Origin of the sequence: Caldimonas manganoxidans ATCC BAA-369 (assembly GCF_000381125.1) — a bacterium.
Lineage (GTDB): Bacteria > Pseudomonadota > Gammaproteobacteria > Burkholderiales > Burkholderiaceae_C > Caldimonas > Caldimonas manganoxidans.
The window spans coordinates 1-24,320 of record NZ_KB905938.1 but is presented as its reverse complement, the minus strand read 5'-3'; the positions used below and the strand labels follow the sequence as shown (position 1 = coordinate 24,320).

The following is a 24,320-nucleotide window of genomic DNA, read 5'->3' as shown; positions in this document are numbered from 1 at the left end:
CCGGCTTGCGGTCGGAACCGGATTTGCTAGATTGGCAGCGGGCATGCCGGCGCACAAGGCGTCCGTGCCCCGGAGCCATCATGCACACCAAAAAGCCGCGCCGCACGGCCGAGCGCATTCTCGAAGTCTCGCTCGATCTGTTCAACCGCTTCGGCGAGCCCAATGTCTCGACCACCCTGATTTCGGCCGAACTGAACATCAGCCCAGGCAACCTTTATTACCACTACCCGGCCAAGGACGAACTGATCAATGCCTTGTTCGACCGCTACGAACGCGCCCTCAACGAGCTGCTGCACGCCGCTGACGATGTGCGCAACGTGGAAGACGCCTGGCTGTTCTTTCACATGCTGTTCGAGTTGATTTGGCAGTACCGTTTCCTCTACCGCGATCTCAACGACCTGCTGAGCAAGAACCGCCGACTGGAGACGCATTTCCAGTTCGTGCTGAAGAACAAGTCCCGCGCGGTGCGCACGGTGCTCGACGCCTTGTCGCGCCATCAGTCGTTACGCATCGATGGCCGTGAAGCCGACTCGGTAGCCACCGCCATGGTGGTGGTGCTCACCTACTGGCTCAGCTATGAATATGTGCGCGACCCGCGCCACGCGCTGGAGCCCGAATGCGCCGGCGCGGCCCTGTTGCGGGGGGCGTTCCATGTGCTGAGCCTGCTGCTGCCTTATCTCGATCCCGCACAAAAGACCCACCTGCTGGGTCTGGTCGGGCACTACAGCCCCCCCTGAGTCAAGCCCCCCATGGCCCGATGGACTGCCTTCCCTGACGACGCCACCGCCTCCACCCACGACCTGGCCCCCTTGCAGCCACAGTGGGCGCGGCTGGATGCCGAAGCTGCCGCCTGCGAGCCCATGGACGCGACGCGCCGGCTGGACGTCGAGATGGCCCGGTCCGAACTCGAGTCATGAACCTGCTGCGACCCCGTTATGATGCGCAGCCTCACACTGCCCGCCCCCGATGTCGACCACACCCAAGCAAATCATCTGCGTGAAGTGGGGCACCGCCTATGGACCGGAGTACGTCAACCGGCTCTACGGCATGGTGTCACGCCACATCACAGGCCCGTTTCGGCTGGTATGTTTCACCGACGACCGGCGTGGCATCCGCCCCGAGGTGGACACGTTCGACCTGCCGGAGCTGGGGTGCGCCCATCCGCAACGCACGATGGGCAAATGGCGCAAGGTGGTGTTGTGGGGCGAGACCCTGGGCGACCTGCGCGGCCCCGCGCTCTTCGTGGATCTGGACTCCGTGATCGTCGGCTCGCTGGACGACTATTTCAGTTACGGCCACCCCGAGGACGTGATCCTGGCGAGAAATTGGTCCAAACCTTTGCAACGGCTGGGGCAGACCTCGGTGTTTCGCTTCCCCGTGGGCCGCTATCCGCACATCCTGGCTGACTTTCGTGCCGACCCGCAAGGCGTGGCCGACCGCTATCGCTTCGAGCAGCACTACATCACACATGCCGTGCCCGGCGGCATCAAGCTCTGGCCTGAAAGCTGGACGAGGCATTTCCGCCTGCATTGCTTGCCGCCGTTTCCGCTGCGCTACTTCATGCCCGCACGACTGCCTCGCGGAACACGCATCGTGACCTTTCCCGGCGGCCCCAACCCGGGCGACGTGTTGGTGGGGCGCTGGACCCCCGAGGCCCCCGAACACCCTTCGCCCTGGGAGCATCTGCGCGGCGCCTTTCGCCCCGGCCTGAGCCTGAAGCAGCGTTGGCGCCATGCCACCCGCTATGTCAAGCCAGTGCCCTGGATCGCACAGCACTGGCGCGAGTGACTCAGACCTCCTGCGCGTCGTACTCGATGCCGCCGACCCAGCCGGCCACCAGGTTGTAGACCCAGCAGGCCAGCACCGTGCCGATGTAGCCGAGCACCAGGTAGAGCACGGGCAGGATGAGCACCATCAGCCAGGGCATTCGTTCGCCGTGGGGCATGATGCCCCCCAGGATCAGCATGAAAGGCACCAGGATGACCAAGGACACCAGGGCCATCATCAGCCCAGCCACCTTGCCGTTTTGATGCGGGGACAAGCGTTGAATGCGTCGTTTCATGAAAACCTCCCTCTCGGCAGGCTACCATGAAACCACGCGGATTCAAGCCCCATGACTTCGGGGGTCGCTGGCGCAGAAGAAGCGTTCGACCAACTCCCATTGGTCCGGCACGTTCAGCGCCGGCGCATGCCCGCAGCCGGGGATGGTGACGACCACGGCACGCGGACCGCGGTTGCGCATGGCCTCGGCCGTCTCGGCCAGCAGCAGATCGGAGTGTTCGCCGCGCAAGCACAGCACCGGGATGTCCAGGCTGTCATAGGCCTCCCACAGGTCGTAGTCGTGTGGGTGATGGACGAATTGCTGCGCCATCGCCGGGTCGTAATGGGTGGTGATGCGTCCATCGGGCAGGCGGCGCGCCGAGGTTTCGGCCATGCGGCGCCACTGGGCATCGGACAGCCAGCCATAGGGCCGGTAAACGGTGCGCAAGAAAGCCTCGAGCTCGGTCATGCGCTCGAAGGTCGGCGGACTGCCGGCATAGGCCCGGATGCGTTCGAGCGCCGGTTGGGCCAGTTGGGGACCGTTGTCATTGAGAATGAGCCGCCGGATGCGCCCCCGCAGCGTGGTGGCCGCCGCCAGCGTGCCGATGGCCCCTCCCATGGAGGTGCCCAACCAGTGGAAACGTTCCAAGCCGAGCTGGTCCACCAGCGCCGTAGCGATCTGCACATAGAACGAAAGCTTGTATTCATTGACAGGGTCGGGGCTCCACTGCGACAGCCCACGGCCGAGTGTGTCCGGGCAGATGACGCGAAAACGCGAAGACAAGTATTCGGCCACGTCATCCATGTCACGGCCGGTGCGTGCCAGGCCATGCCAGGCGATCACGGTCTCGCGGTGCTGCGCGCCCCATTCGGTGTAATGGATCTCGCGGCCGACGCAGCTCAGATAGTGGGAAGTGAACGGCATGAGAATCTCCCTTGCTCGTGTGCCTCAAGCATGTGCAACCGATCACAGGGCGCGCTGACGCAGCCGCCCGACGATGCCGGTGGGAAAGTGGTAGACGCACAGCACGAACAGCACGCCCAACCACAGCAGCCACCGGTCGGGAGACACGAGCTCGGAGACGACTGGAAGCCCTTGGACCGCACCCGCGCCCAGGCGCATGAGGTCTTGCAGGTAGTTTTGGGCCAGCACGAACAGCGCCGCGCCGATGACCGCGCCGTAGATCGTGCCCATGCCGCCAATGACCACGATGAGCAAGATGTCCAGCATGATCTCGAAGCTCAAGGAGGTGTCCGGGCCGTTGTAGCGCAGCCAGATGGCCAGCATGGCGCCGGCCACCGTGGCGAACAATGCCGACAGCACATTGGACAAGGTGCGGTAGACCACCGTGCGATAGCCAATGGCCTCGGCACGGAAATCGTTCTCGCGGATGGCCTGCAGCACGCGGCCAAACGGCGAGTTGACGATGCGCAGCATCAAGCCCAGCAGCAGCAGGGTGAGCAGGAACAAGCCGTAGTAGCTGATGATGCGTCCGTCGATGAGCACCCCGAAGAATTCGTTGTCGAAAGGCTCGAAACTCGGGCTCAGCCACTCGGGCATGCGGAAGGTCAACCCATCCTCGCCACCGGTGATCTCTGACAGCTGCGAGGCCAGGGTCTGGAACGCCGAGGCCACCGCCAGCGTGATCATTGCGTAGAAGATGGCCTTCACGCGCAGGCTGAACAAGCCGATCACGAACGACAAGACCAGCGACAGCAACAACGCGCAGCCGATGCCCACCGCCAGCGCATCCCAGCCCGCGCCCATGCGGCTGGAGGCGATGGCCACGCCGTAGGCGCCAATGCCGAAGAACATGGTGTGGGCGAAGCTGACGATGCCGGTGTAGCCCAGCAAGAGGTCGTAGCTGGCCACCAGCACCATGAAGATGAGGATCTTGGCCGCCACGTTGAGCGACTTGCTGCCCGGAAAGACGAAGGGCGTGAGCAAGAGTCCGAGCAGGATGATGATCAAAGCCAGGGCCAGCCAGCGGCTGCGAGGCAGGTCATGGGACAGCAGGCGTTGCAACATGATCGCCCCCTCAACGATGGGTCACCGGATACAGGCCTTGGGGTCGCCACAGCAAGATGGCCACCATCAGACCGATGTTGGAAAACAGCGCGACCTTCGGGGCCAGAAAACCGGTGTAATTGGCCATCAGTCCGACCAATAAAGCCCCGACGAAGCAGCCCAGCGTGGAGCCCAAACCGCCGATGATGATGACGATGAACAGCAGCACATTGATCTGCGCGCCCATCTGCGGCACCACCATTTGCTGGTACAGACCCCAAAGCACGCCCCCCAAGCCGGCCAGCGCCGAGCCCACGACGAACACGCCGATGAACAAGCGCTTGATGCGATAGCCCAGGCTTTCGACCATCTCGCGGTCTTGCACGCCGGCGCGGATGAGCAACCCGATCTTGGTGCGGTTGAGCACGAACAGCATGGCCGCCAGCACCACCGCGCCGAGGACCACCGCCAACAGCCGGTATTTCTCGATGGCCGCCTCTCCCAGCAGCACCGAGCCGCGCAAGCCTTGGGGCAGCGGCAACGGGATCTGCAGCGGCCCCCAAATCACCTTGATGATTTCCTCACCGATGATCATGCCGCCCATCGTGATGAGGATCTGCTTCAGGTGCTGGCCGTAGACCGGCCGCACGACCACGCGCTCGAAGGCGTAACCCACCGCACCGGCCACGCTCATGGCCACCACCATCGCGAGGAAAATGGCCGTCAGATTGCGCCACAGCGAGTCGCTGGCAGTCCAGTCGCCCATGGCCCCCAGGACCGTGGTGGCCATGAAGGCGCCAAGCGCGATGAACACGCCATGGCCGAAGTTGAGCACGTCCATCAGGCCGAAGACGAGGGTCAGGCCCGAGGCGATGATGAAAATGATCATGCCCATGGCCAATCCGGCGATGGTCAGCGTCAGCCAGGTGGGCACCGAACCGACCAGCGGCAGGGCGGCTGCCGCCAGAACCAGCACCAAGGCCAAGGGAATGAGGTCGAAGCGCTCGCGCGGCACGGCCTCGGTGGCGCCACCGGTGGCGCCCACAGCAGAAGTGATGGGAGTCATCGCACACCTCGTGTTCACTGATGAGCCGCCAGCGACAGCCCCAACAGGCGCTGCTGGAGGGCCTCGTCCTGGGCGAGTTCGGCCATCGGGCCGCGATGCACGATGCGGCCGTCGTCCATCACCGCCACCTGGTCGCCCAGGGCCTTGGCCATGGCAAAGTTCTGTTCGACGAGCAAGATGGTGGTGTGCGTGGACTTGAGTTCACGCAGCGCGCCGATGAGGTTCTGGATGATGGCCGGCGCCAACCCCTTGCTGGGCTCGTCGATGAGCAGCAGCTCGCGCGGCTCGACGATGGCGCGCGCGATGGCCAGCATCTGCTTCTGGCCGCCCGAAAGCTTGCCGGCGGGATAGAGCCAGAACTTCTTCAGCGCCGGGAAGAGCCCGAAGATCCACTCCAGACGCCGGGAGTCGAGCTCATCGACGGTGCGCGCCCCGCGCGCGGCCAGCAGCAGGTTCTCCTTGACGCTGAGGTCGCTGAAGATCCCCATGCTTTCGGGGACATAAGCGATGCCACGCTGGGCAATGTCCGGTGTGGAGAGCTTCGCACCGGGCCCACCGATGGCCTGGCCCTTGAATCGAATGCTGCCTTGCTGCGCGGACCACAAGCCCATGATGGTGCGCAGCGTGGTGGTTTTGCCGGCGCCATTGCGCCCCAGCAACATGGTGACCTGACCGGCCGGCACCTCGAAGTCCACGCCATGCAGGATGTGATAGGCACCGATGTGGGTGTGCACGCCAGAGAGGCTGAGCACGATGTCGTTCGGATTCATGCGGTCTCCCGAATGTCGGCCGTGCCCATGTAGGCGCTTTGCACGATGGGCAGGTTCATCACCTGAGCCGGCTCGCCGTCGGCCAACAGCTGACCGTTGTGCAGCACGATGATGCGATCGGCCAGTTCGCGCACGACGTCCATCTTGTGCTCGACGAGCAAGATGGTCTTGTCGCGCCGATCCTTCAGCGCGCGGATGAGATCGAGCACCACGGGCACTTCGTCCACGCTCATGCCGGCGGTGGGTTCGTCGAACATGTAGACCTTGGGATCCAAGGCCATCATCAGCGCCACTTCCAGTTTGCGCTGGTCGCCGTGGGGCAGGCTGGAGGCCGGCGCATGGGCCTTGTCGGCCAAACGCACCGCCTCCAGCCGAGCGTAGGCCTCATCGATGAGGTCTTTGCGATCGAGCCACACGCTGAACAACTGCAGAACGCCGCCGTGACGCGACTGCACGGCCAAGCGCACGTTCTCCAGCACCGAAAGGTTGGGGAAGAGCTGGGTGAGCTGGAAAGCGCGCCCCAGCCCGCGCCGGGTGCGCAACGGCGCGGGCAGATGACCGATCTCCTCCCCATCGAGCCGCACGCTGCCGCTTGTCGCCTTGAGCTGCCCGGAAATGAGGTTGAAATAGGTCGTCTTGCCCGCGCCGTTGGGCCCGACGATGGCCGTCAGCGTGCCTGGATGGAAGGCACAGCTGACGCGGTCCACGGCCACATGTCCGCCAAAGCGGACCGTGAGATCCTGGGTTTCGAGCACGCCGCTCATCGCTGCTTCACTTTCTGTGGGTTCATCGGATCGAGGACGATCGGCCCTCAGGGACAGGTGCCGATCACGTAGTGGTTGGGTCCCGTCTGCTTCAGGGTGGTGATGACGTAGATGTTCCACAGCCCCATGTTCTGGTTGGAGCCTTTGGCATAGGCGTACCCCCAGGCGGCATAGGCGCGGCCTGCGGTGGTGTGCGCATAGTTGCTGGCCGTGTAGCAGGTGGCCGGTGGTGGCGCCGCCCCGGTGGTGGTGCCACTGGCCGCAGCAGATGGCACACTCTCGGCCCCTTGTCCATCGACCGCGGTCACGGTCCACTGGTAGGTGGTGGCTGGTGTCAGCCCGGTGTCGGTGTAGCTGGTGCCGGTCACCGGGGTCGTCGTCTGCTTGGCACCGTTGCGATACACGTGGTAGCCAGCCGCCCCCTGAACCGAGGCCCAGGAAATCACCATCGAGGTGTCGGTCGCCCCCGAGGTACTGACCCCCGTGGGCGCAGGCAGCGTGGACGTGGGCGCACCGCTGGCCAGGTGGTCCACCATGGCCTTGATGGCACTGATCTGGGACCCGCCCTTCTGGGCGAAGTCGCTGCCATACCAGCCGATCCAATCCCAGCAGGCATTGGGGTTGGGCAACAGGCCGCTGGCGGCGGTGCTGCGGCTGGTGTTGTCCACCTTGGTCTGAGGAAACAGCACGACGATGCGGTTGGTGTCGGCCCAGCGGGTATAGCCGGTGTTCTTGATGAACTTGTCGCCGATCTGCGCATAGCTCTGCTGGCAGCCGTGCAGGGCCACGTGCAGCCTGCATTGGGCGCCGGCGGCGCAGTCGCTGGGCACGTACACCCAGCCGGTGGCGGCCATGCCGGGGTTGTTGGTGAAGCTGGCTTGGCTGAACTCGATGTAGTTGCTGGCCGGCGGTGTGTCGTTGCGGGGGTTGAGCGTGCCGTAGATGCGGGTCAGCACGGCCTTGGCGCCGTCATAGCCGCAGTTGGCGATGTAGGGAGAGGACGTGCTGCCACAGCTGTTGTTGCCAGCGGCATCGAAATCGGTGGGAAACACATGCGCTGCACCGCTGCGCTTGATGTATTCGACGTTGCCCGAGGGCACGGCGTTGTTCGCGTACTGCTTGCGCAAGGCGTCCATGGGGTTGGGGCCGATCGTGCTGTCGCTCGTGCCGACGAACAAGTAAATCTTCTGCTTGGCGATCCCGGCCTTGTCGTCGATTTGCGAGCCGCTCCAGTGGTTGATGCTGGACTGCATCGTGGAGAGCTGGCCATCGCTGATCGTGGCGTTGTACATGCAGGCGGTGTAGTTGTAGTGCCCTGCGCACATGTAGGGGCCGGCAGCAAACACGCCCACCCCCATGAAGGTGGACGAGTGCGCCACACCGAGCTGGTTGGCCATGAAGCCGCCGGAGGACAGGCCCGATACGCTGATCTGGCTTTTGTCGATATTGAGTCTGGGCAAGCTCTGCACGGCCCAGGCCGGGCCCGCTGCGAGAACGGCGGCTGCGGCCCAGCCCACCAACATTCTGGTCTTCATCGTTTGTCTCCTCGTCGTCTCGGGGATGAGCGCCCCCGCCCGCCGATGCGCGGTTGTTGTGAAACGATGCAAAGAATGTGCATGCAAGGGCCGCGACGGCAGGCCGCGGCCCACGCTGGGGTCAGCGTTTGTTGCGGATGGGCACTTGCATTTCTTCGGGCTTGATTTCGCGCACCAGCTCCGGCACCCCCCAGGCGAAGGCCGGATCGTCCTTGATGCGGAAGTGGTACATGCTCTGCATGGCCTGGTGATCTTCCTTGCGGAAGGTCATCGTCCCTTTGGGCGTCTCGAAGCTCATGCCTTCCATCGTGGCGATCAGCTTGTTGGTGTTGGTGTCGCCATTGGTTTTCTTCAACGCGGTGACGATGGCCATGGCAGCGGCGAAGCCCCCGGCCGTGAAGAAGTCGGGCGGGCTCTTGAATTTGCTGTAGTGGTTGGCCACCAGCCACTCATTGACCGGGTTTTTCGGGATGCCGAAGTAGTAGTAGGTGGCGCCCTCCATGCCCGGAAACTGCTTGTACGCGGCCATCGCCGGCAGGATGTTGCCGCCGGTGGCGATCTCGATGCCGTAGCGCTTGAGATCCAGATCGGCGATCTTGAAGGGATTGCCCGCGCCGGCCCAGATGATGAAGATCACTTTGCGACCGGGCTGGTCTTTGAGCTTGTCGATGAGCCGCTGCGCCCCGGCGGTGAAGTCGGTGGTGTTGGTGGGCAAATACTCTTCATGCACCAGCTTGGCCTTCTTGAGCGCCGCCTTGAAGGCCGCCACACCATCGCGACCGAAGGCGTAGTCCTGCGCCAAGGTGGCAATCACGGTGCCTTCCTTGTCCAGCGCCACGGCGTTGGAGATGGCGTCTTGCGAGCTGTTGCGACCGGTGCGGAAGATGTATTTGTTCCACTTCTCGCCGGTGATGGAGTCGGCCACGGCCGGCTCGACCAGCAGGATCTTCTTGTACTCCTCGGCCACCGGCAGCATGGCCAAGGCCACGCCGGAGGACGTGGGCCCCACGGCCAAGTCGACCTTGTCGTCGGCATAGGCCGCCGCCAACAGCGATTTGCCCACGTCAGGCTTGCCCTGGTCGTCTTTCTCGATCACCACGATCTTGCGGCCGGCCACTTGCATGGTGCCGCCAGTGGCATATTCCAGCCCCAGCATCAGACCGGTCTGGGTCTGCTTGCCATAGGCCTCCAGCGGGCCGGTTTTGCTGTAGACGTGGGCGATGCGAATGTCCTTGCCTTGGGCCTGAGCCAAGCCGGTGCCGGAGGCAGCCAGCGCCGTGACGGCCAGGGCCAGGAAGGCGCGACGGATGGGATGCGCAGTCATGGTGTCTCCTGTGGTTGTCGTGGCGGATCCCTCCACCACCGAGTCACCGTCCCGCAGAATTCGGGCCGGACACCCCGACTCTGCAAGGTGCATGCCGAGCCGAACAACGGCCGCCAGACCCTTGTCGTCCTTGGAATTCGGGATCGATTTTAGGGTTTACCCGAGGATGGGGTCTCGAGCGATTGTCCGAAAGTCGGACAGCTCATCGCGGCCGCAATTGTCTGGATTTCAGACAGTGTCTGAACTCAAGACAGCTGGCGCAACTCCGGCCAGGCGGCCAGTTTTTCATAGAGGGTGGCCCGCGAAATGCGCAGCAAGCGGGCGGCGGCCAGCTTGTTGCCGCCGGTGATGCGCAAGGCCTCGGCGATGGCGCGGCGCTCGAGCTCGGCCACGGCCTCGGCCAGCGGGCGCACGTGGGGGGCCTGCGGTGGCTGCGGGCCGGCGGTGCGGGCCTCGTCGGCCGCTGCTGCCACAGGTGCGGCGGCCTGCGCCTCCCCGGGCGAAAGCACCCGCGCGAAATGGTGGGCATCGAGGCGCAGATCGTCGGTCAGCAAGCTCACTTGCTCCAGCACATTGCGCAGTTCGCGAATGTTGCCGCGCCAGGGGTGGCGGCGCAGCACCTCCAGGGCCTCGGGCGTCACCTCGCGATGGGGCATGCCGCTGCGCCGGGCAATGTCCTCTTCCAAAGCTTCGACCAAGGCCTCCAGGTCGCTGAGGCGCTCACGCAGGGCCGGGATGCGGATGGGCACCACGTTGAGCCGGTAATAGAGATCTTCGCGGAACCGCCCCTGGGCCACGAGCGCCGGCAGGTCACGGCTGGTGGCGGCGATCACGCGGACATCGATCTTGATGACCTGGTTGGAGCCCAGCGGCTCGATCTCCTGCTCTTGCAAAGCGCGCAAGAGCTTGGCCTGCAGCGGCGCCGGCATGTCGCCGATCTCGTCGAGAAAGAGCGTGCCACCATCGGCGAGCTTGAACTTGCCGTCACGCCCCTTGCGGTCGGCGCCGGTGTAGGCGCCGGGGGCCACGCCGAAGAACTCGGCCTCCAGCAAGGTTTCGGGCACCGCCGCGATGTTCACGCCGATGAAGGGGCGCCGCGCGCGGGAGGAAGCGGCATGGATCGCGTGGGCCAACAGCTCTTTGCCGGTGCCGGTTTCGCCCAGCAGCAGCACCGTGCTGTCGGTGCCCGCCACCCGGCGCGCCTGGCGCTTGACCTCCATGGCCTGCGGACTGGAGCCGATGAAGCTGGCAAAGGTGTATTTGGGCCGGCGTTGTTCGGCCAGCTGCTTGCGCGCATCGTCGAGCTCGCGCTGCAGCATCGCGAATTTCTTCATCAGCGGCTGCATCGTGCTCTCGGGATGGGCCATCAACACCAAACCGAGCGCTCCGATCACTTCGCCGGCCTCGTCACGCAGCGGGATGCGGCTGACGAGAAAGGTGCCCGCCTTGTTGGTCAGCAGGTCCACGAGGATGGGCCGGCCGGTGGCGATGACCTCGTGCATCAGGGTGTTGGGCACCACCTCCTCGACCCGATGCCCGACGAAATCGGCCTCGTCTTTCAGCCCCAGGGCCGGCAGGAATTGCTTGTAGCCCTCGCTGATCCACACCACCCGGCCACTACGGTCCACGACCATCATGCCCTCGGCCGTGTCGGCAAAGAGCTGGAACATCGAACGTGCGGCCAACTCCAGCACACTGCGGGCATCGCGCGGCAAGTCGCTGGCCGCATCCAGGGGATCGAGAGCTCGGATCTGGGACATCGCGCGCATGCTAACGCCTGACCGCGTGGTTTGCGGCCGGGGTTAGCCCGGGCTGCCCACTCAGCCGGTCTTGCGGCGATTGCGGATGGGCAGGTCTATCTCGGCGGGCGGGATTTCACGCACGAGTTTGAGGTCGGGAATGCTGCCAGGAAAAGCCCCAGACGAGACGCGAAAGTGGTACATGCTTTGCAAGGCCTGGTGGTCCTCGGCGCGGAACTGCATCCAACCCTTTGGGGTTTCGAAGCGCAAGCCCTCCATCGCAGCCACCAGACGCTCGGGGTCGGTATCGCCTTGCGTGGCGCGCAATGCGCTGACGATGGCCATCGCTGCGGCAAAGCCCCCGGCCGTGAACATGTCGGGGGGGCTTCCGTAACGCAGAAAGTGCTGAGTGACCAACCACAGGTTGACGGTGTTGCGCGAAAACGCGTAGTAGTAATACGCCGCGCCCTGCATGCCGGGCATTCGATTGAATTGCACCATCGCCCCCAGCGTGTTGCCCACGGTGGCGAGCTCGATGCCATGGCGCTTGAAGTGATCGGCCAGTGCAAACGGAGGGTCGTCGCCGGCCCAAAGGATCCACACCACCTTGCGCCCGGTGCGTCCTCTGAGGCGCTCGATCAGGCGTTGCGCGATCGCGCCGACGTCGGGCACACGGCCGGTGTCGACATACTCTTCGTGAACGATCTCGGCTTTGCGCAAGGCCGCCCGGAATGCGGCCACGCCGCTGCGACCGAAAGGCGAGTCCTGGGCCAACGTGGCCAGGTGCAGCCCCTCGTGATCCAGCACGATCGCATTGGCGATGGCATCCTGACTGCTGTTGCGCGCAGTGCGGAAGATGTAGCGGTTCCAGCGCTCACCAGTGATGATGTCGGCCACTGCGGGCTCGACGAGCAACAACTTGCGCTGCGCCTGGGCCACCGGCAACAAGGCCAAGGCCACCGCCGAAGAGGTCGGGCCGATGGCCAGATCCGCGCCATCGGCATAGGCCTGCTCCAGCAGGGCCTGTCCGCGTTCGGGCCGCCCCTCGTCATCGGCTTCCGTGAGCACCAGCGGACGACCGGCCACCTGCAGGCTGCCGCCGGTGGCGTATTCCAGCCCCATGGCCAAGCCGATGGACGTCTGCTGCCCGTAGGACTGCAAAGGGCCGCTGCGGCTGTGGATGTGCGCCAAGCGGATCGGGGCGCGCGCCGCATGCGCTCGCAGCGACGGCAATGCCCACGCCGCCGCAGCCAAGCTCAACACCCCACGACGCTTCAGCACCGATGTCATGACCGTCTCCTCAGTGTGATGCCCGCCAAGGCGCAACGCCGGCGGACCGATGTGGAGTCGCTCCGATGCAAGCACGATGCCAAGGACCGGCCGCGCACGCCCGGGCGCGGCAGACGTGACAGCGGACGTGACCGATGCGCCGCCCAGCGGCGCGCCCATGTGACCACCGTCCAGACACCAGGCCGCTCAGACCTGCCTGATTGACGGACATCTGACCAAGCTCAAGACAGAGGTCTTGAAACCGGCCCGCGCACCCCCTATATCGGGCTCAGGGTTTCGAGACCCATCGAAATCGACGGAGGACACACCATGTATCGCTCGCTCTTTTCACGCGACCTGTTCGCCGAATTGGATCGCCTGCAGCGCGAGATGCAGCAGGTCTTCGATCTGTCGCCCAGCATTCGCGGCTTCGGCCGTGGGGGCTATCCTGCGCTCAACATCGGCAGCACGCCGACCTCGGTGGAGGTCTACGCTTTTGCGCCCGGCTTGGATCCGGCCCGCATCGAGGTCAATCTGGACCGCGGCGTGCTGACGCTGGCCGGTGAGCGCGCGCCTGTGGCCCAGGCCAGCGACGAGAAGCAAACGCTGCACATCCATGAGCGCTTCGACGGGCGCTTCCGCCGCGTCATCAGCCTGCCCGACGACATCGACCCGGCCGGCGTGACGGCCAGCTACCGCGATGGCGTGCTGCAAGTCAGCATCCCGCGCAAAGCCAATGCCCAACCGCGGCGCATCGAGGTTCAATGAACACAAGGAGTGAAGCCATGAACACGACCACTGCCGTGACCCCAACTGGCCAAGCCGCTGTGCGCCATCCCGCCAGTGAACGCAATGAACCGGCGCTCGTGCCGCCGGTGGACGTGATCGAGGACAGCACCGGCATCACGCTGTACGCCGACTTGCCCGGCGTGCCCAAGGAACGCCTGAACCTGCGAGTCGAAGGCGACACGCTCAGCCTCGAAGGCGAGATGCAGCTGGCCGTGCCGCAGGAGATGACGCCCAGCCATGCCGAGGTGCAGCTGTCGCGCTTCCGTCGCACCTTCACGCTGAGCAAGGAGCTCGACCCCGACAAGGTCAGCGCCGAACTCACGCACGGGGTGCTGCGGGTGCGTATCCCCAAAGCCGAGCATGCCCAGCCACGCCGCGTCGAGGTGCGGGTGATCTGAACTGCGGCATGTCCAACATCGAATGGAGGCCCGACATGACGATGAAAACCATCCGTGAAGGCTTCGACTCGCTGTGGGACAGTCTTTCCGAAGGTTGGGCGCGCCTGCGCGAGTCTGCGCGTGGCGCCCTCACCCGGTTTCGCGCCGGCGACGAAGCCCAGCTGCCCGACCGCAGCCGCATCGACGACAGCAGCTTCAATGCCTCGCACGGCTGGGCGCTGATCGGCGGCGATGTCTTCGAAGACGACCGCCGCCTGGTCGTGCGGCTGGAAGTGCCAGGCATGGACAAGAAGGACTTCGACATCGAAGTGCATCACGATGTGCTCGTGGTCCGTGGTGAGAAGCGCTTCGAGCAGGAGTCCAGCGACGGCCGCTGGCGCGTGCTGCAATGCGCTTATGGCAGCTTCGAGCGCACCGTGCCGCTGCCCGTGCCCGTGAAGGCCGACCAAGCCCAAGCTCGCTATCGTGACGGTGTGCTGCGCATCGAGCTGCCCAAGGCCCAGCCTGGCAGCGCCCGGCGCATCCAGCTCACGGTGAACTGAGCACCGCGACGATCCGCCGCCCCCGCTGCGAAACGCGAGGACGCGCAGCGCCCCCCGGTCGGTGCCTCACGCCGGCACAGCGCCATGCCGCGGCAGCAGGCCGCGGCCTTCGGCACCAACGGACAGCGGCTGCCGGCTCCACTTCGGCGTGATACTTGGAGGCTTTGTAGCCTGCCCCAGCCCTCACGCCATGCAAGTCATCACCGCAGCCCAAGCCGCTGCCCTGATCCAAAACCACTGGACCATCGCCACGGCCGGCTTCGTCGGTGCGGGCCATGCCGAGGCCATCACCGCGGCCATCGAGCGCCGGTTCGAGGCCGAAGCCGCGCCGCGCGACCTGACTCTGGTGTATGCCGCCGGCCAAGGCGATCGTGCCCGGCGAGGGGTCAACCACTTCGGTCATGCCGGGCTGGTCAAACGCGTGATCGGGGGGCATTGGATCTCGGCCCCGCGCCTGGGCGAGCTGGTGGCGCGCAATGAGATCGAGGCCTACAACTGGCCCCAAGGGGTGATCGCCCACCTCTTTCGCGCCATCGCCGGGGGCAAGCCGGGTGTGATCACCCGCATCGGATTGCACACCTTCGTCGACCCACGCCATGACGGCGGGCGGCTGACGCCGCGCACCACCGAGCAGCTCGTGCAACTGATCCACCTCAACGGCGAGGAGCAGCTGTTCTACCCCAGCTTTCCGATCCACTGCGGCCTCATCCGCGCCACCACGGCCGACGAGCATGGCAATCTCACCACCGAGCACGAGCCCTTCCACCAAGACTTGCTGGCCATTGCGCAAGCCGCTCACAACAGCGGTGGCATCGTCATCGCCCAAGTCAAGCGCCTGACCCGCGCCGGCAGCATGAACCCCAACCTCGTGCGCGTGCCTGGCATCCTGGTGGACTATGTCGTGATCACCGAGGACCCGGCCGATCACTGGATGACCTTCGGCGAGGCCTACAACCCCGCGTATACCGGCGAAGTGCGCCAGCCCGAACAAGCCTTCCAGCCCCTGCCGCTGGACGTGCGCAAGATCGTGCAACGGCGTGCCTTTCTGGAGCTGAAAAAGCTGCACAAGCCCGTCGTCAACCTGGGCGTGGGCATGCCCGCCGGCCTGGGGCTCATCGCCCGTGAGGAAGGTCACAGCGACTTCACCCTCACGGTGGAAGCCGGCCCGGTCGGCGGCACCCCCGCGCAGCTGTTGAGCTTTGGTGCCAGCGCCAACCCCGAAGCCATCATCGACCATGCCGCGATGTTCGACTTCTACGATGGCGGAGGCATCGACATCGCCTTTCTGGGCCTGGCCGAACTCGACCCGCAAGGCAATGTCAACGTCAGCCGCTTCGGCAGCCGCATCGCCGGGGTGGGCGGCTTCATCAACATCAGCCAAAGCGCCCGTCGCGTGGTGTTGATGGGCACGCTCACCGCCGAGGGACTGCAGGCCCAAGCCGGCGGTGGGCAACTGCGCATCGTGCGCGAAGGCCGGGTGAAAAAGCTGGTGCCTCGAGTGGGCCACCTCAGCTTCAACGGCCTCTACATGCGCAGCCTGGGCCGCGAGGTCCTGTACATCACCGAACGGGCCGTTTTCGAACTGCGCGAAACCGGCCTCACCCTCACCGAAATCGCCCCCGGCCTGGACCTGCAACGCGATGTGCTCGCAGCCTGCGACGCCCCCATCGCCGTGGCCGAGGACTTGCGCCCCATGGACCCACGCATCTTCACCGACGCGCCGATGACGCAAGCACCGTCGGCGGCAACCCCCTTGCCGGCGCAGGGCCGATCCCTTACGCTGTGATCGTCCAGTCGGCGCGCCCTGCACGGCGCACCGACCCCTCGGCGACGGATGTTCCGCCCAAGGAGGAATGCGCCATGCCCACGACACCGTCCCCCAGGACTGCCACGATCCGCAACCTGGCCCTGGTGGGGCAAAGCGCGGCGGGCAAAACCAGCCTCGTCGAGGCCTTGCTGCATCGCGCCGGCCGCATCGGCAGCCTGGGCAGTCTGGAACGCGGCAGCACCGTGTCCGACTTCGACCCGCTGGAGCGCAAGTTCCAACACTCCCTCAACACCAGCCTGGTCAGCCTCGAACACGGGGGAGCGCGGATCCAGCTGCTCGACACCCCGGGGCTGCCCGACTTCCTCGGCCAAGCGCTGCCCGCGCTCGAAGCCGTGGAGACGGCGGCCATCGTGCTCAACGCGACCGTCGGCATCGAACCGATGGCCATCCGGATGATGAACTGGGCCCGTCAGCGCGACCTGTGCCGGCTGATCATCATCAACAAAATCGACGCCGAACGGGTCGACCTGCCTGGGCTGCTGACGCAAATCCAGGAAGCTTTCGGCAAGGAATGCCTGCCGCTGAACCTGCCTGCCGGCGGTGGCACCCAGGTGGTCGACTGCTTCTTCAATCCCGCTGGCGCGTCGGATTTTTCCTCCGTGGAGGCTGCGCACCGCGCGCTGGTGGAGCAAGTGGTGGAAGTCGATGCCGACTTCGTCGAGCGCTATCTCAACGATGGCGACGTCGACCCGCGCGAACTGCACGCGCCGCTGGAGCAAGCCCTGCGCGAAGGCCACTTGGTGCCCGTGTGCTTCACCTCGGCACGCAACGGTGCAGGCATTGCCGAGCTGCTGGACGTGATGGCGGCCCTGATGCCCCACCCCGGCGAGGGCAACCCGCCACACTTCCTCGAAGGCGAAGGACCACAGGCCCGCCCCGTGCGCGCCGAGCCCGACGCCGACCGACACGTGCTGGCCCATGTGTTCAAAGTCGTCAGCGACCCCTATGTCGGCAAGCTCAGCCTTTTCCGCGTGCACCAAGGCACCGTCACCAAGGACAGCTTGCTCTACGTCGGAGACGGGCGCAAGCCGTTCAAGGTCGGCCACCTCTTTGCCGTGCACGGCCGCGACCATGTCGAGATCCCCAGCGCCGGTCCAGGCGAAATCGCCGCCGTGGCCAAAGTCGATGAGATCCACTACGACGCCGTGCTGCACGACGCCGCCGAAGACAGCCACATCCACCTCGAGCCCCTGCCCTTCCCGGTGCCCGTGCACGGACTGGCCATCGAACCGAAACGGCGCGGCGACGAACAACGCATGTGGGAAGTGCTGCAAAAACTCGTCGAAGAAGATCCCTGTTTGAAAGTAGAACATGTGGCCACGACCAACGAAACCGTGATCTACGGCCTGGGCGAGATGCATCTGCGCGTGCTGCTCGAACGCATGACCGAGATCTACAAATGCGAGGTGCTCACCAGGCCACCGCGCATCGCCTACCGAGAGACCATCACCCAATCGGCCGAAGGCCACCACAGGCACAAAAAGCAAACCGGTGGAGCCGGCCAATTCGGCGAAGTCTTCCTGCGCATCGAACCCCTGCCACGCGGAGCCGGCTTCGAATTCATCGACGAGGTCAAAGGAGGCGCCATCCCCAGCGTCTTCATCCCGGCCGTGGAAAAAGGCGTGCGCCAAGCCATGGACGGCGGCGTCATCGCCGGCTACCCGATCCAAGATGTGAGGGTGGTGGTGTATGACGGCAAACACCACTCGGTGGATTCCAAAGAGATCGCCTTCATCACCGCTGGGCGCAAAGCCTTCATCGATGCGATGCTCAAGGCCGCGCCCATCGTGTTGGAGCCCATCGTCAAGCTCGAAGTGACGGCCCCCGAGGCCCATATCGGCGACATCACCGGGGACCTGGCCACCAAGCGCGGCCAAATCAACGGCACCCGCGCGCTCTCACCCGGCACCCTGGTCGTGCTCGGTCAAGCCCCGCTGTCCGAACTCAACGGCTACCAATCCAGGCTGCACGCCCTCACGGCCGGCCATGGCAGCTACCTCATCGAGTTCTCACACTACGAACCCGTGCCTGCGGCTGTACAACAACAACTCGTCAGCCAGTTCCGGCTGCGCGAGGAGGATTGAGCGCGTCCTCCGGTCCCAGGCATGTTTGCATGCTCCCGAGCAGACGTCGCGAGACCCGCCCCCCTCAAGGCCGCAGCCCCTCCAAGGCGGCCAAGTCCAAATCCTTCATGGCGGCTCGCAGGCCGTCCAGGTCCAAGCCGTCGGCCAGCGCCTCCACGGCCACCCCATTGGCCAGCACCCAGTGAATCTGGGCCGGCGTCGCGTCCGCCGGCTCGACCTCGCGCCGCACCCGGCCTTGCTCGAAGCGCACGATCTCTCGACGCCCCGCCTGCTGCGCTTCGGCAGCCACGCGCAGCCACTCGGCCATCACCGCCCAGACCGACAAGCCCCCTGTGTCACTGACCGACAACACGATGCGGCGCGCGGCATCGTCCCCGTATTGCGTACTGACCGACACACTGGACGCCCCCAAGGACGCATCGCCAAACGTATCGCTGGGCTGCCGCGGCAAACCACCCAACTGTGCAGGCAGCACCGCCTCGATCTGCTCAGGTCGTAGCGTGGGCCGGGTCCCCAGCCCCATGACCTCGTTGAGCGCGCGCTGGGCCTGCTCCATCGCCGCCGCGCCGCCCTCGCGCCACGCCCTGTCCCGGTTTCGCAGCGCCTGAGCCAAGCGCTGGCCGGCGGCCTCCAAAGCCTCTCGTTCTTGCGGCGACAGGGCCTTTGTCGCTTCGTCGCCGGCCTGCCACTGCGGCCCGGTGCGGCTCAGCCATCCCCCGAGCGCCACCACGCCGCCCAGCACAATCACCCCCGCGATCCACCAAGGCCCGCGCCCACTGCCGCGTCCCCACGATGACGCCATGTCCACCTCCGCTGCCGACGGTCTCTGTCCTGATCGCCCGCATTGTGAGCCTGCGCCCCACCGCCGCGATGCTGCCCAGGCGACACCTCAGACCCCCTTGCGGGTTTGTCCCATTCAAGTCCTCCGGCAAGACCGCCGATAACCCCTCAGGAGGGTCTGTATGCTCACCCGCCCCTTACCCACCCTGGAGGCCTGGACGGCCCACTTCGCAGCGGCCACCATTCCCGTGCTGCCCCGCACGGCCGAATCCATCGATTGGTTGGCCACCCGGCAAGACGATCTGGACGCCCACAGCATTGCCGAATTCCTCGCTGGCGACCCGCTGATGGCCCTCAAACTGTTCAGCCACGTGGCCAGCCTGCGTCGGCCAGGCCACGAGGACGACGACGAAGAAGTCGTGACCGAGACCCTCACCGCAGCCCTGGTCTACCTGGGCGTGGGGCCCTTTTTCCGCGCCTTCCAACATCTGCAAACCACCGAAGACCTGCTGCAAGCCCACCCGCAAGCACGTGACGGCCTGCACGAGGTGCTCACCCGTGCCGCCCGTGCGGCCGTGTTCGCGCTGGGCTTTGCCGTGCACCGCATGGACAGCGACGCGCCGGCGCTCTATCACGCGGCCTTGCTGCATGATTTCGCCGAAATGCTGCTGTGGTGCCATGCCCCCGACTTGGCGCTGGAAATCCGCCATCGTCAGCGACGCGATCCGCGCCTGCGTTCGGCGCAGGCCCAGTGGGACGTGCTGCACATCCGGCTGACCGATCTCGAACAAGCCTTGATGCGCACCTGGCGTCTGCCGCGCGTCTGGCGCCGGCTCACCGACGACCACGCCGCCGTCCACGACCCTCAAGCACGCTGCGTGACCCTGGCCATCCGCCTGGCCCGCCACACCCAGCATGGCTGGGACAATCCAGCCGTCCCGGACGACATCACCGACATCGCCGCCTTGCTCAACCTCTCGCCCGAGGCCACGCTGCGCAAGCTGCGCGACCTGGACGAAAGCTGAGTCAACAAGCCCCCTCAAGGCGTTGGGCAGGCGGGCATCAGCCCGCGCGCGGTCAGCGTATTGGGGTTGTCATAGGGCCCGCCGGCATTCACCGTGAAGCGACACCCATAGGCCGGGTCGGCCACCGTGGCCGCATCCAGCACCTCGTCCCCTTGCGGTCGCACACCGGTTTGTTCCCAAGCCACCATGTCATCGAACGCCGCCACCTGTTCGGCCACCGTGAAATCGCAATGGCCGGGCGCACGGATGGCGCGTTGCACCAACCACTGCCCCGACCCATTGGCATCGGCGCGGCGCTTGTAGATCTGCTGCATGCTGAACGGCACATACATGTCGCCCAGGGTATGCAAAGACACCACCGGCACACTGAACTGGCCGTTGACCTTTGGAATCCAGCGCAAGCCGTCACGGCGCAAGCGGTTGGCCTCGGGCACCGGAGTGACACGCAGCAAGCGCTGGTTGAGCAAGGTCTCCTCGTCACTGAGCGCCGGGTCGCTGTCGATCTGCAAGACCAGGTCACGCGTGTCCAGCACGCTGGCATTGAGGATGCCGTTGATCGTGCCGTCGCCGCCGAAGGTGCCCCAGACCACCTGCTGCAGGCCCGCGTTGGCGAAGCCTTGCTCGAAGATGGGCCGACTGCCGCCCGTCAGGTTCATCACCACCCCCTTGAGCTTCTGGCCATCCTCCGTGGGCACGATCTCGATCTGGGAGAACGTCGTGAACAACCGGCTGCGCACCAAGGCATTGATATCGGCCCACCCCGTGGTGGGGTACAGAGGCACCCCCGCGAAGTACTGCGCGGCCGTCTGATATGCAGAGAAGTAATTGAACAACTCCGTATCGCCCATCACCCCGCACATCGGCACGGCTCCGTGGTAGCGCACCTTGTGCCGGGCCGTGCGGAAGGTTTCCTCCTCGATCGCCGCGCCGGTGATGTGTCCACCCATCGAATGGCCAATGATGTAGCGCCGTGTCGGCTCGGGCAGCCCGGTCAGGCGCGAAAACGCCAGCGCCAACGCATTGGTGTCCTCCACCCCAGCGCGCACATCGTAGTAATTCTTGCTGTAGCTCGATGCCGCCCAGGCATAGCCATTGGCAATCAAGTGAGCGCGAATCGGGGGATTGCTCACCGTCAGCGGCACCGCGGTGCCTCGGTAGCCGTGCGCATACATCACGAGGCGGCCATTCCAGTTCTCCGGCACCTCGATGCGATAACCCGCTCCATCCAGCACCCCATGAAAGCGCCTCGTGGAGGTCCCGGGCAAGGCATCGAAAGCCAGACTCGACGCATCCAGTGGAAAGGTGCGCGCATCGTGCGGCCGCACCTCCTCGGGTTCGGGAGGGCTGTCTCCCCCGCCGCAAGCGGCCAACAACATCACGCCGCCCATGGCGACGGCCCCAGTGAAGCGGAATATCGGCATGCTCGTCTCCTTTGGTGTTCTGCACTGTAAAATGCACGACCGTGCAAATTTGCAAATCCATTGTGGAGACTCGCCGGATCGTTTCTGTCGCCAAAGCGACAGCCCAGCCCTAGGGATTACACCGGCACGGCCGTGGTGTTCTTCACCCGATCGAGCACGAAGCTGGTTTTGCAGTCTTCGACGCTCGGGTGCTTGAGCAAGGTGTCCATGATGAAGCGCGAGTAATGCGCCATGTCCTCCACCACCACGCGCAGCAGGTAGTCCATCTCGCCGGTAAGGGCCACGCACTCCACCACCTCGGGCCAGCTCTGCACCGCGGCGCGGAACAGATCCATGGGATTGCGCTTATGGGTCTCGGTGTGCTTTTCCAAGCGCACATTGATGTAGGCCGTCAGCCCCAAGCCCACCCGCTCAGGCGCAACGATGGCCACATAGCCGGCGATCACGCCAGCCTCCTCCAGCCGCTTGACGCGGCGCAAGGCCGCCGAAGGCGACAAGCTCACCTGGGCCGCCAGCTCGTCATAGGTCATGCGGCCATGAACCTGCAAGGCGCGAAGGATGCGCCGATCGATCGCATCGAGCGCAACAACTGTGTTCATAGATAAATTTTTGCATATTTATTGCGTAATGTCCGTGCAGGCATTCAAAAATGCAGCAAAACTGCGTCTCACGTCACCTACAGTCTTGACACAGCTCAACCTGCAGGCGCGCGGCGCTTGCCCATGCTCGACGAGGAGACCGGTATGCAGTTCACCCCCTGGGACAATCCGATGGGCACCGATGGCTTCGAATTCATCGAATACGCCGCGCCCGATCCTGCCGCGATGGGCCAGCTCTTCGAGCGCATGGGCTTCAAGGCCATCGCGCGCCACCGACACAAAAACGTGACGCTGTATCGCCAGGGCGAGATCAATTTCATCCTCAATGCCGAGCCCGACTCCTTCGCCCAGCGTTTCGCCCGTCTGCACGGCCCCAGCGTGTGCGCCATTGCCTTTCGCGTACAAGATGCCAAGGCCGCCTACGAACGCGCCATCAGCCTGGGCGCTTGGGGCTATGCCAACCAGGCCGGCCCGGGCGAGCTCAACATCCCGGCCATCAAGGGCATCGGCGACTCGCTGATCTATCTGGTCGACAAATGGCGCGGCAAGAACGGCGCCAAAGAAGGCGACATCGGCAACATCGGCTTTTATGACGTCGACTTCGAGCCCTTGCCCGGCGCCGAGCTCCACCCGGTGGGCCATGGCCTGACCTACATCGACCACCTCACGCACAACGTGCACCGCGGCCGCATGGCCGAATGGGCCGAGTTCTACGAACGCATCTTCAACTTCCGCGAAGTGCGTTACTTCGACATCGAAGGCCAGGCCACCGGCGTCAAAAGCAAGGCCATGACCAGCCCTTGCGGCAAAATCCGCATCCCCATCAACGAGGAAGGCAACGAAAAAGCCGGCCAGATCCAGGAATACCTCGATCGCTACCGCGGCGAGGGCATCCAGCACATCGCCCTGGGCACGAACAACCTCTACGACACCGTCGACGCCCTGCAAATGGCCGGCATCAAGCTGCTGAGCACCAGCGCCACCTACTACGAGCTGCTGCCCAAGCGCATCCCCAACCACGGCGAAGATCTGGAAGGGCTGAAGGCCCGCAACATCCTGGTCGACGGCCAGCCCGGCGAGCTGCTGCTGCAAATCTTCAGCGAGAACCAGCTCGGCCCCATCTTTTTCGAATTCATCCAGCGCAAAGGCAATCAAGGGTTTGGCGAAGGCAACTTCAAGGCACTCTTCGAAACCATGGAACTGGATCAAATGCGCCGCGGCGTCTTGAAGACCGACGCCACCGCGGCCTGAACATCCCGCACGAGGAGCGCGCCATGACTGCCCCTTCCACCGCCATCGACTTCCACAGCGGCGTCAACCAGGGCGTGGCGCCGGTCACCTACGGCGAAGGCGAACGTCCGCCGCGCGGCAACTATGCCCGCGCCCGTGCCGACTACACCTGCGAGCAAGACTGGGGCGCCTATACCCCGGCCCAGCACGACCTCTACCGCAGACTTTACGAACGCCAGGCGGCCCAGTTGCCGGGTCTGGCCTGCCGAGAGTTCATCGAGGCCGTGGCCCACCTGGGCGAGCCCGACCGCATCCCGCGCTTCGACGAGCTGAGCGAGCGCCTCATGCGCGCCACCGGCTGGCAGGTGGTGGCCGTGCCCGGGCTCATCCCCGAGGAGGCCTTCTTCAAACTGCTGTCCGAGCGCCGCTTCCCGGTCACCGAATGGATTCGCGAGCCCGAGGAATTCGACTACGTCGTCGAGCCCGACGTCTTCCACGACCTGTTCGGTCACGTGCCCCTGCTGTTCAACCCGGTCTTTGCGGACTACATGCAGGCCTATGGCGCCGGCGGCCTCAAAGCCAGCCGGCTGGACGCCTGCGAGCTGCTGGCACGGCTGTACTGGTACACGGTCGAATTCGGCCTCATCGCCACGCCCGAGGGCCTGCGCGCCTACGGTGCCGGCATCCTGTCATCCACCGGCGAACTGCGCTACAGCGTCACCTCGCCCGAGCCCAAGCGCGTGCGCTTCGACGTCGAGCGCATCATGCGCACGCGCTACAAAATCGACACTTACCAGCGCACCTACTTCGTGATCGACAGCTTCGATCAGCTCTTCCAGGCCACCGCCCCCGACTTCACGCCGATTTATGCGCGCGTGCGCCAACTGCCCGCGCTGGAAGCCGGTGAGCTGCTGCCCGCCGAGCAGCTCTTCGCCCCGAACTGAGCCTGCCGTCCTCGGTGGCCTAGGGAAACGCTGATCAAGTCCTGCGCCTGGCAGTAGTCCGTCTTGTCGCCCTGGTGATGGGCGGCGATGATTACGGTCATGAAGCAGATGACCTTGGCAGCGGCGGCCGATGCGTCCGCGGGATTCGAGCGTTTTCGCAAGCCC

At 65.1% G+C, this 24,320-nt stretch carries 24 protein-coding genes; 11 read left to right on the top strand and 13 right to left on the bottom strand.

Annotation, left to right across the window (positions count from 1 at the left end; genetic code table 11):
* Positions 1 to 80 precede the first annotated feature (80 nt).
* From F615_RS0107400 to F615_RS0107390, 3 genes are all read left to right on the top strand, one after another.
* Complete coding sequence (locus F615_RS0107400; protein ID WP_019560540.1) at positions 81 to 737, top strand: TetR/AcrR family transcriptional regulator; 657 nt, start codon at positions 81 to 83, stop codon at positions 735 to 737.
* 12 nt (positions 738 to 749) lie between these two features.
* Entirely contained in the window at positions 750 to 917 is a 168-nt protein-coding gene (locus tag F615_RS19865) for a hypothetical protein (protein WP_019560539.1), read from the top strand.
* Between the two features lie 79 nt (positions 918 to 996).
* Entirely contained in the window at positions 997 to 1,788 is a 792-nt protein-coding gene (locus F615_RS0107390) for a glycosyl transferase (protein ID WP_211211791.1), read from the top strand.
* Between the two features lies 1 nt (position 1,789).
* Here the strand turns inward: F615_RS0107390 and F615_RS0107385 are convergent, their stop codons facing one another.
* The 10 genes from F615_RS0107385 to F615_RS0107340 all read right to left on the bottom strand — a co-directional run bounded on the left by F615_RS0107385 (position 1,790) and on the right by F615_RS0107340 (position 12,536).
* Positions 1,790 to 2,062: a hypothetical protein gene (locus F615_RS0107385; RefSeq protein ID WP_019560537.1), complete on the bottom strand. Its 273-nt coding sequence runs from the start codon at positions 2,060 to 2,062 to the stop codon at positions 1,790 to 1,792.
* Between the two features lie 42 nt (positions 2,063 to 2,104).
* Positions 2,105 to 2,965, bottom strand: coding sequence for an alpha/beta fold hydrolase (locus F615_RS0107380; protein ID WP_019560536.1), 861 nt, complete (start codon positions 2,963 to 2,965; stop codon positions 2,105 to 2,107).
* Positions 2,966 to 3,007: 42 nt separating this feature from the next.
* Positions 3,008 to 4,069 (bottom strand): branched-chain amino acid ABC transporter permease, encoded by a 1,062-nt coding sequence (locus F615_RS0107375; RefSeq protein ID WP_019560535.1) that lies wholly within the window; start codon positions 4,067 to 4,069, stop codon positions 3,008 to 3,010.
* Positions 4,070 to 4,079: 10 nt separating this feature from the next.
* Entirely contained in the window at positions 4,080 to 5,114 is a 1,035-nt protein-coding gene (locus F615_RS0107370; RefSeq protein ID WP_019560534.1) for a branched-chain amino acid ABC transporter permease, read from the bottom strand.
* 14 nt (positions 5,115 to 5,128) lie between these two features.
* Positions 5,129 to 5,884, bottom strand: coding sequence for an ABC transporter ATP-binding protein (locus tag F615_RS0107365; RefSeq protein WP_019560533.1), 756 nt, complete (start codon positions 5,882 to 5,884; stop codon positions 5,129 to 5,131).
* The gene (locus F615_RS0107360; RefSeq protein WP_211211792.1) at positions 5,881 to 6,639 is read right to left on the bottom strand and encodes an ABC transporter ATP-binding protein; all 759 of its coding nucleotides are present in this window, start codon (positions 6,637 to 6,639) and stop codon (positions 5,881 to 5,883) included. Before F615_RS0107360 ends, F615_RS0107365 begins: the two co-directional genes overlap by 4 nt.
* Before the next feature lie 56 nt (positions 6,640 to 6,695).
* Positions 6,696 to 8,183: an extracellular catalytic domain type 2 short-chain-length polyhydroxyalkanoate depolymerase gene (locus tag F615_RS0107355; protein WP_026330118.1), complete on the bottom strand. Its 1,488-nt coding sequence runs from the start codon at positions 8,181 to 8,183 to the stop codon at positions 6,696 to 6,698.
* Positions 8,184 to 8,304: 121 nt separating this feature from the next.
* Positions 8,305 to 9,507: a substrate-binding domain-containing protein gene (locus F615_RS0107350; protein ID WP_019560530.1), complete on the bottom strand. Its 1,203-nt coding sequence runs from the start codon at positions 9,505 to 9,507 to the stop codon at positions 8,305 to 8,307.
* A gap of 245 nt (positions 9,508 to 9,752) precedes the next feature.
* The gene (locus F615_RS0107345) at positions 9,753 to 11,276 is read right to left on the bottom strand and encodes a sigma-54 interaction domain-containing protein (protein WP_019560529.1); all 1,524 of its coding nucleotides are present in this window, start codon (positions 11,274 to 11,276) and stop codon (positions 9,753 to 9,755) included.
* Between the two features lie 51 nt (positions 11,277 to 11,327).
* A complete protein-coding gene (locus tag F615_RS0107340; RefSeq protein WP_019560528.1) occupies positions 11,328 to 12,536 on the bottom strand; it encodes a substrate-binding domain-containing protein in 1,209 nt (402 codons plus the stop codon).
* 309 nt (positions 12,537 to 12,845) lie between these two features.
* On the opposite strand from F615_RS0107340, the gene F615_RS0107335 reads away from it, so the two are divergent.
* The 5 genes from F615_RS0107335 (at position 12,846) to fusA (ending at position 18,156) form a co-directional block, all read left to right on the top strand.
* The gene (locus F615_RS0107335) at positions 12,846 to 13,283 is read left to right on the top strand and encodes an Hsp20/alpha crystallin family protein (protein WP_019560527.1); all 438 of its coding nucleotides are present in this window, start codon (positions 12,846 to 12,848) and stop codon (positions 13,281 to 13,283) included.
* A 17-nt stretch (positions 13,284 to 13,300) separates the two neighbouring features.
* Positions 13,301 to 13,702: an Hsp20/alpha crystallin family protein gene (locus tag F615_RS0107330; protein ID WP_019560526.1), complete on the top strand. Its 402-nt coding sequence runs from the start codon at positions 13,301 to 13,303 to the stop codon at positions 13,700 to 13,702.
* Between the two features lie 35 nt (positions 13,703 to 13,737).
* Positions 13,738 to 14,244, top strand: a complete 507-nt coding sequence (locus F615_RS0107325; protein WP_026330115.1) for an Hsp20/alpha crystallin family protein — start codon at positions 13,738 to 13,740, stop codon at positions 14,242 to 14,244.
* Between the two features lie 190 nt (positions 14,245 to 14,434).
* Positions 14,435 to 16,030, top strand: a complete 1,596-nt coding sequence (locus F615_RS0107320; protein ID WP_019560524.1) for an acyl CoA:acetate/3-ketoacid CoA transferase — start codon at positions 14,435 to 14,437, stop codon at positions 16,028 to 16,030.
* 74 nt (positions 16,031 to 16,104) lie between these two features.
* Entirely contained in the window at positions 16,105 to 18,156 is a 2,052-nt protein-coding gene (gene fusA / locus F615_RS0107315) for an elongation factor G (RefSeq protein WP_019560523.1), read from the top strand.
* 64 nt (positions 18,157 to 18,220) lie between these two features.
* Here fusA and F615_RS0107310 read toward each other — a convergent pair whose 3' ends face one another.
* The gene (locus F615_RS0107310; RefSeq protein ID WP_156824572.1) at positions 18,221 to 18,958 is read right to left on the bottom strand and encodes a hypothetical protein; all 738 of its coding nucleotides are present in this window, start codon (positions 18,956 to 18,958) and stop codon (positions 18,221 to 18,223) included.
* Positions 18,959 to 19,118: 160 nt separating this feature from the next.
* On the opposite strand from F615_RS0107310, the gene F615_RS0107305 reads away from it, so the two are divergent.
* Entirely contained in the window at positions 19,119 to 19,961 is an 843-nt protein-coding gene (locus tag F615_RS0107305) for an HDOD domain-containing protein (protein WP_019560521.1), read from the top strand.
* Between the two features lie 14 nt (positions 19,962 to 19,975).
* Here the strand turns inward: F615_RS0107305 and F615_RS0107300 are convergent, their stop codons facing one another.
* On the bottom strand, positions 19,976 to 21,382 hold the full coding sequence (locus F615_RS0107300) for an alpha/beta hydrolase family protein (RefSeq protein WP_019560520.1): 1,407 nt from the start codon (positions 21,380 to 21,382) through the stop codon (positions 19,976 to 19,978).
* Positions 21,383 to 21,498: 116 nt separating this feature from the next.
* Positions 21,499 to 21,981 carry an Lrp/AsnC family transcriptional regulator gene (locus F615_RS0107295; RefSeq protein ID WP_019560519.1) on the bottom strand — a complete coding sequence of 161 codons (483 nt, stop codon included), beginning with the start codon at positions 21,979 to 21,981 and terminating at the stop codon, positions 21,499 to 21,501.
* A 144-nt stretch (positions 21,982 to 22,125) separates the two neighbouring features.
* On the opposite strand from F615_RS0107295, the gene hppD reads away from it, so the two are divergent.
* Both hppD and phhA read left to right on the top strand, forming a co-directional pair.
* Positions 22,126 to 23,232 (top strand): 4-hydroxyphenylpyruvate dioxygenase, encoded by a 1,107-nt coding sequence (hppD, locus tag F615_RS0107290; protein ID WP_019560518.1) that lies wholly within the window; start codon positions 22,126 to 22,128, stop codon positions 23,230 to 23,232.
* Positions 23,233 to 23,255: 23 nt separating this feature from the next.
* A complete protein-coding gene (gene phhA / locus F615_RS0107285) occupies positions 23,256 to 24,155 on the top strand; it encodes a phenylalanine 4-monooxygenase (RefSeq protein WP_019560517.1) in 900 nt (299 codons plus the stop codon).
* The last annotated feature ends 165 nt before the right edge of the window (positions 24,156 to 24,320 follow it).

Coding starts and splice junctions, on each gene's coding strand:
- F615_RS0107400 (WP_019560540.1), top strand. CDS start 81: ATGCACACCAAAAAGCCGCGCCGCACGGCCGAGCGCATTCTCGAAGTC.
- F615_RS19865 (WP_019560539.1), top strand. CDS start 750: ATGGCCCGATGGACTGCCTTCCCTGACGACGCCACCGCCTCCACCCAC.
- F615_RS0107385 (WP_019560537.1), bottom strand. CDS start 2,062: ATGAAACGACGCATTCAACGCTTGTCCCCGCATCAAAACGGCAAGGTG.
- F615_RS0107380 (WP_019560536.1), bottom strand. CDS start 2,965: ATGCCGTTCACTTCCCACTATCTGAGCTGCGTCGGCCGCGAGATCCAT.
- F615_RS0107375 (WP_019560535.1), bottom strand. CDS start 4,069: ATGTTGCAACGCCTGCTGTCCCATGACCTGCCTCGCAGCCGCTGGCTG.
- F615_RS0107370 (WP_019560534.1), bottom strand. CDS start 5,114: ATGACTCCCATCACTTCTGCTGTGGGCGCCACCGGTGGCGCCACCGAG.
- F615_RS0107365 (WP_019560533.1), bottom strand. CDS start 5,884: ATGAATCCGAACGACATCGTGCTCAGCCTCTCTGGCGTGCACACCCAC.
- F615_RS0107355 (WP_026330118.1), bottom strand. CDS start 8,183: ATGAAGACCAGAATGTTGGTGGGCTGGGCCGCAGCCGCCGTTCTCGCA.
- F615_RS0107350 (WP_019560530.1), bottom strand. CDS start 9,507: ATGACTGCGCATCCCATCCGTCGCGCCTTCCTGGCCCTGGCCGTCACG.
- F615_RS0107345 (WP_019560529.1), bottom strand. CDS start 11,276: ATGCGCGCGATGTCCCAGATCCGAGCTCTCGATCCCCTGGATGCGGCC.
- F615_RS0107340 (WP_019560528.1), bottom strand. CDS start 12,536: ATGACATCGGTGCTGAAGCGTCGTGGGGTGTTGAGCTTGGCTGCGGCG.
- F615_RS0107335 (WP_019560527.1), top strand. CDS start 12,846: ATGTATCGCTCGCTCTTTTCACGCGACCTGTTCGCCGAATTGGATCGC.
- F615_RS0107330 (WP_019560526.1), top strand. CDS start 13,301: ATGAACACGACCACTGCCGTGACCCCAACTGGCCAAGCCGCTGTGCGC.
- F615_RS0107325 (WP_026330115.1), top strand. CDS start 13,738: ATGACGATGAAAACCATCCGTGAAGGCTTCGACTCGCTGTGGGACAGT.
- F615_RS0107320 (WP_019560524.1), top strand. CDS start 14,435: ATGCAAGTCATCACCGCAGCCCAAGCCGCTGCCCTGATCCAAAACCAC.
- fusA (WP_019560523.1), top strand. CDS start 16,105: ATGCCCACGACACCGTCCCCCAGGACTGCCACGATCCGCAACCTGGCC.
- F615_RS0107310 (WP_156824572.1), bottom strand. CDS start 18,958: ATGGCGTCATCGTGGGGACGCGGCAGTGGGCGCGGGCCTTGGTGGATC.
- F615_RS0107305 (WP_019560521.1), top strand. CDS start 19,119: ATGCTCACCCGCCCCTTACCCACCCTGGAGGCCTGGACGGCCCACTTC.
- F615_RS0107300 (WP_019560520.1), bottom strand. CDS start 21,382: ATGCCGATATTCCGCTTCACTGGGGCCGTCGCCATGGGCGGCGTGATG.
- F615_RS0107295 (WP_019560519.1), bottom strand. CDS start 21,981: ATGAACACAGTTGTTGCGCTCGATGCGATCGATCGGCGCATCCTTCGC.
- hppD (WP_019560518.1), top strand. CDS start 22,126: ATGCAGTTCACCCCCTGGGACAATCCGATGGGCACCGATGGCTTCGAA.
- phhA (WP_019560517.1), top strand. CDS start 23,256: ATGACTGCCCCTTCCACCGCCATCGACTTCCACAGCGGCGTCAACCAG.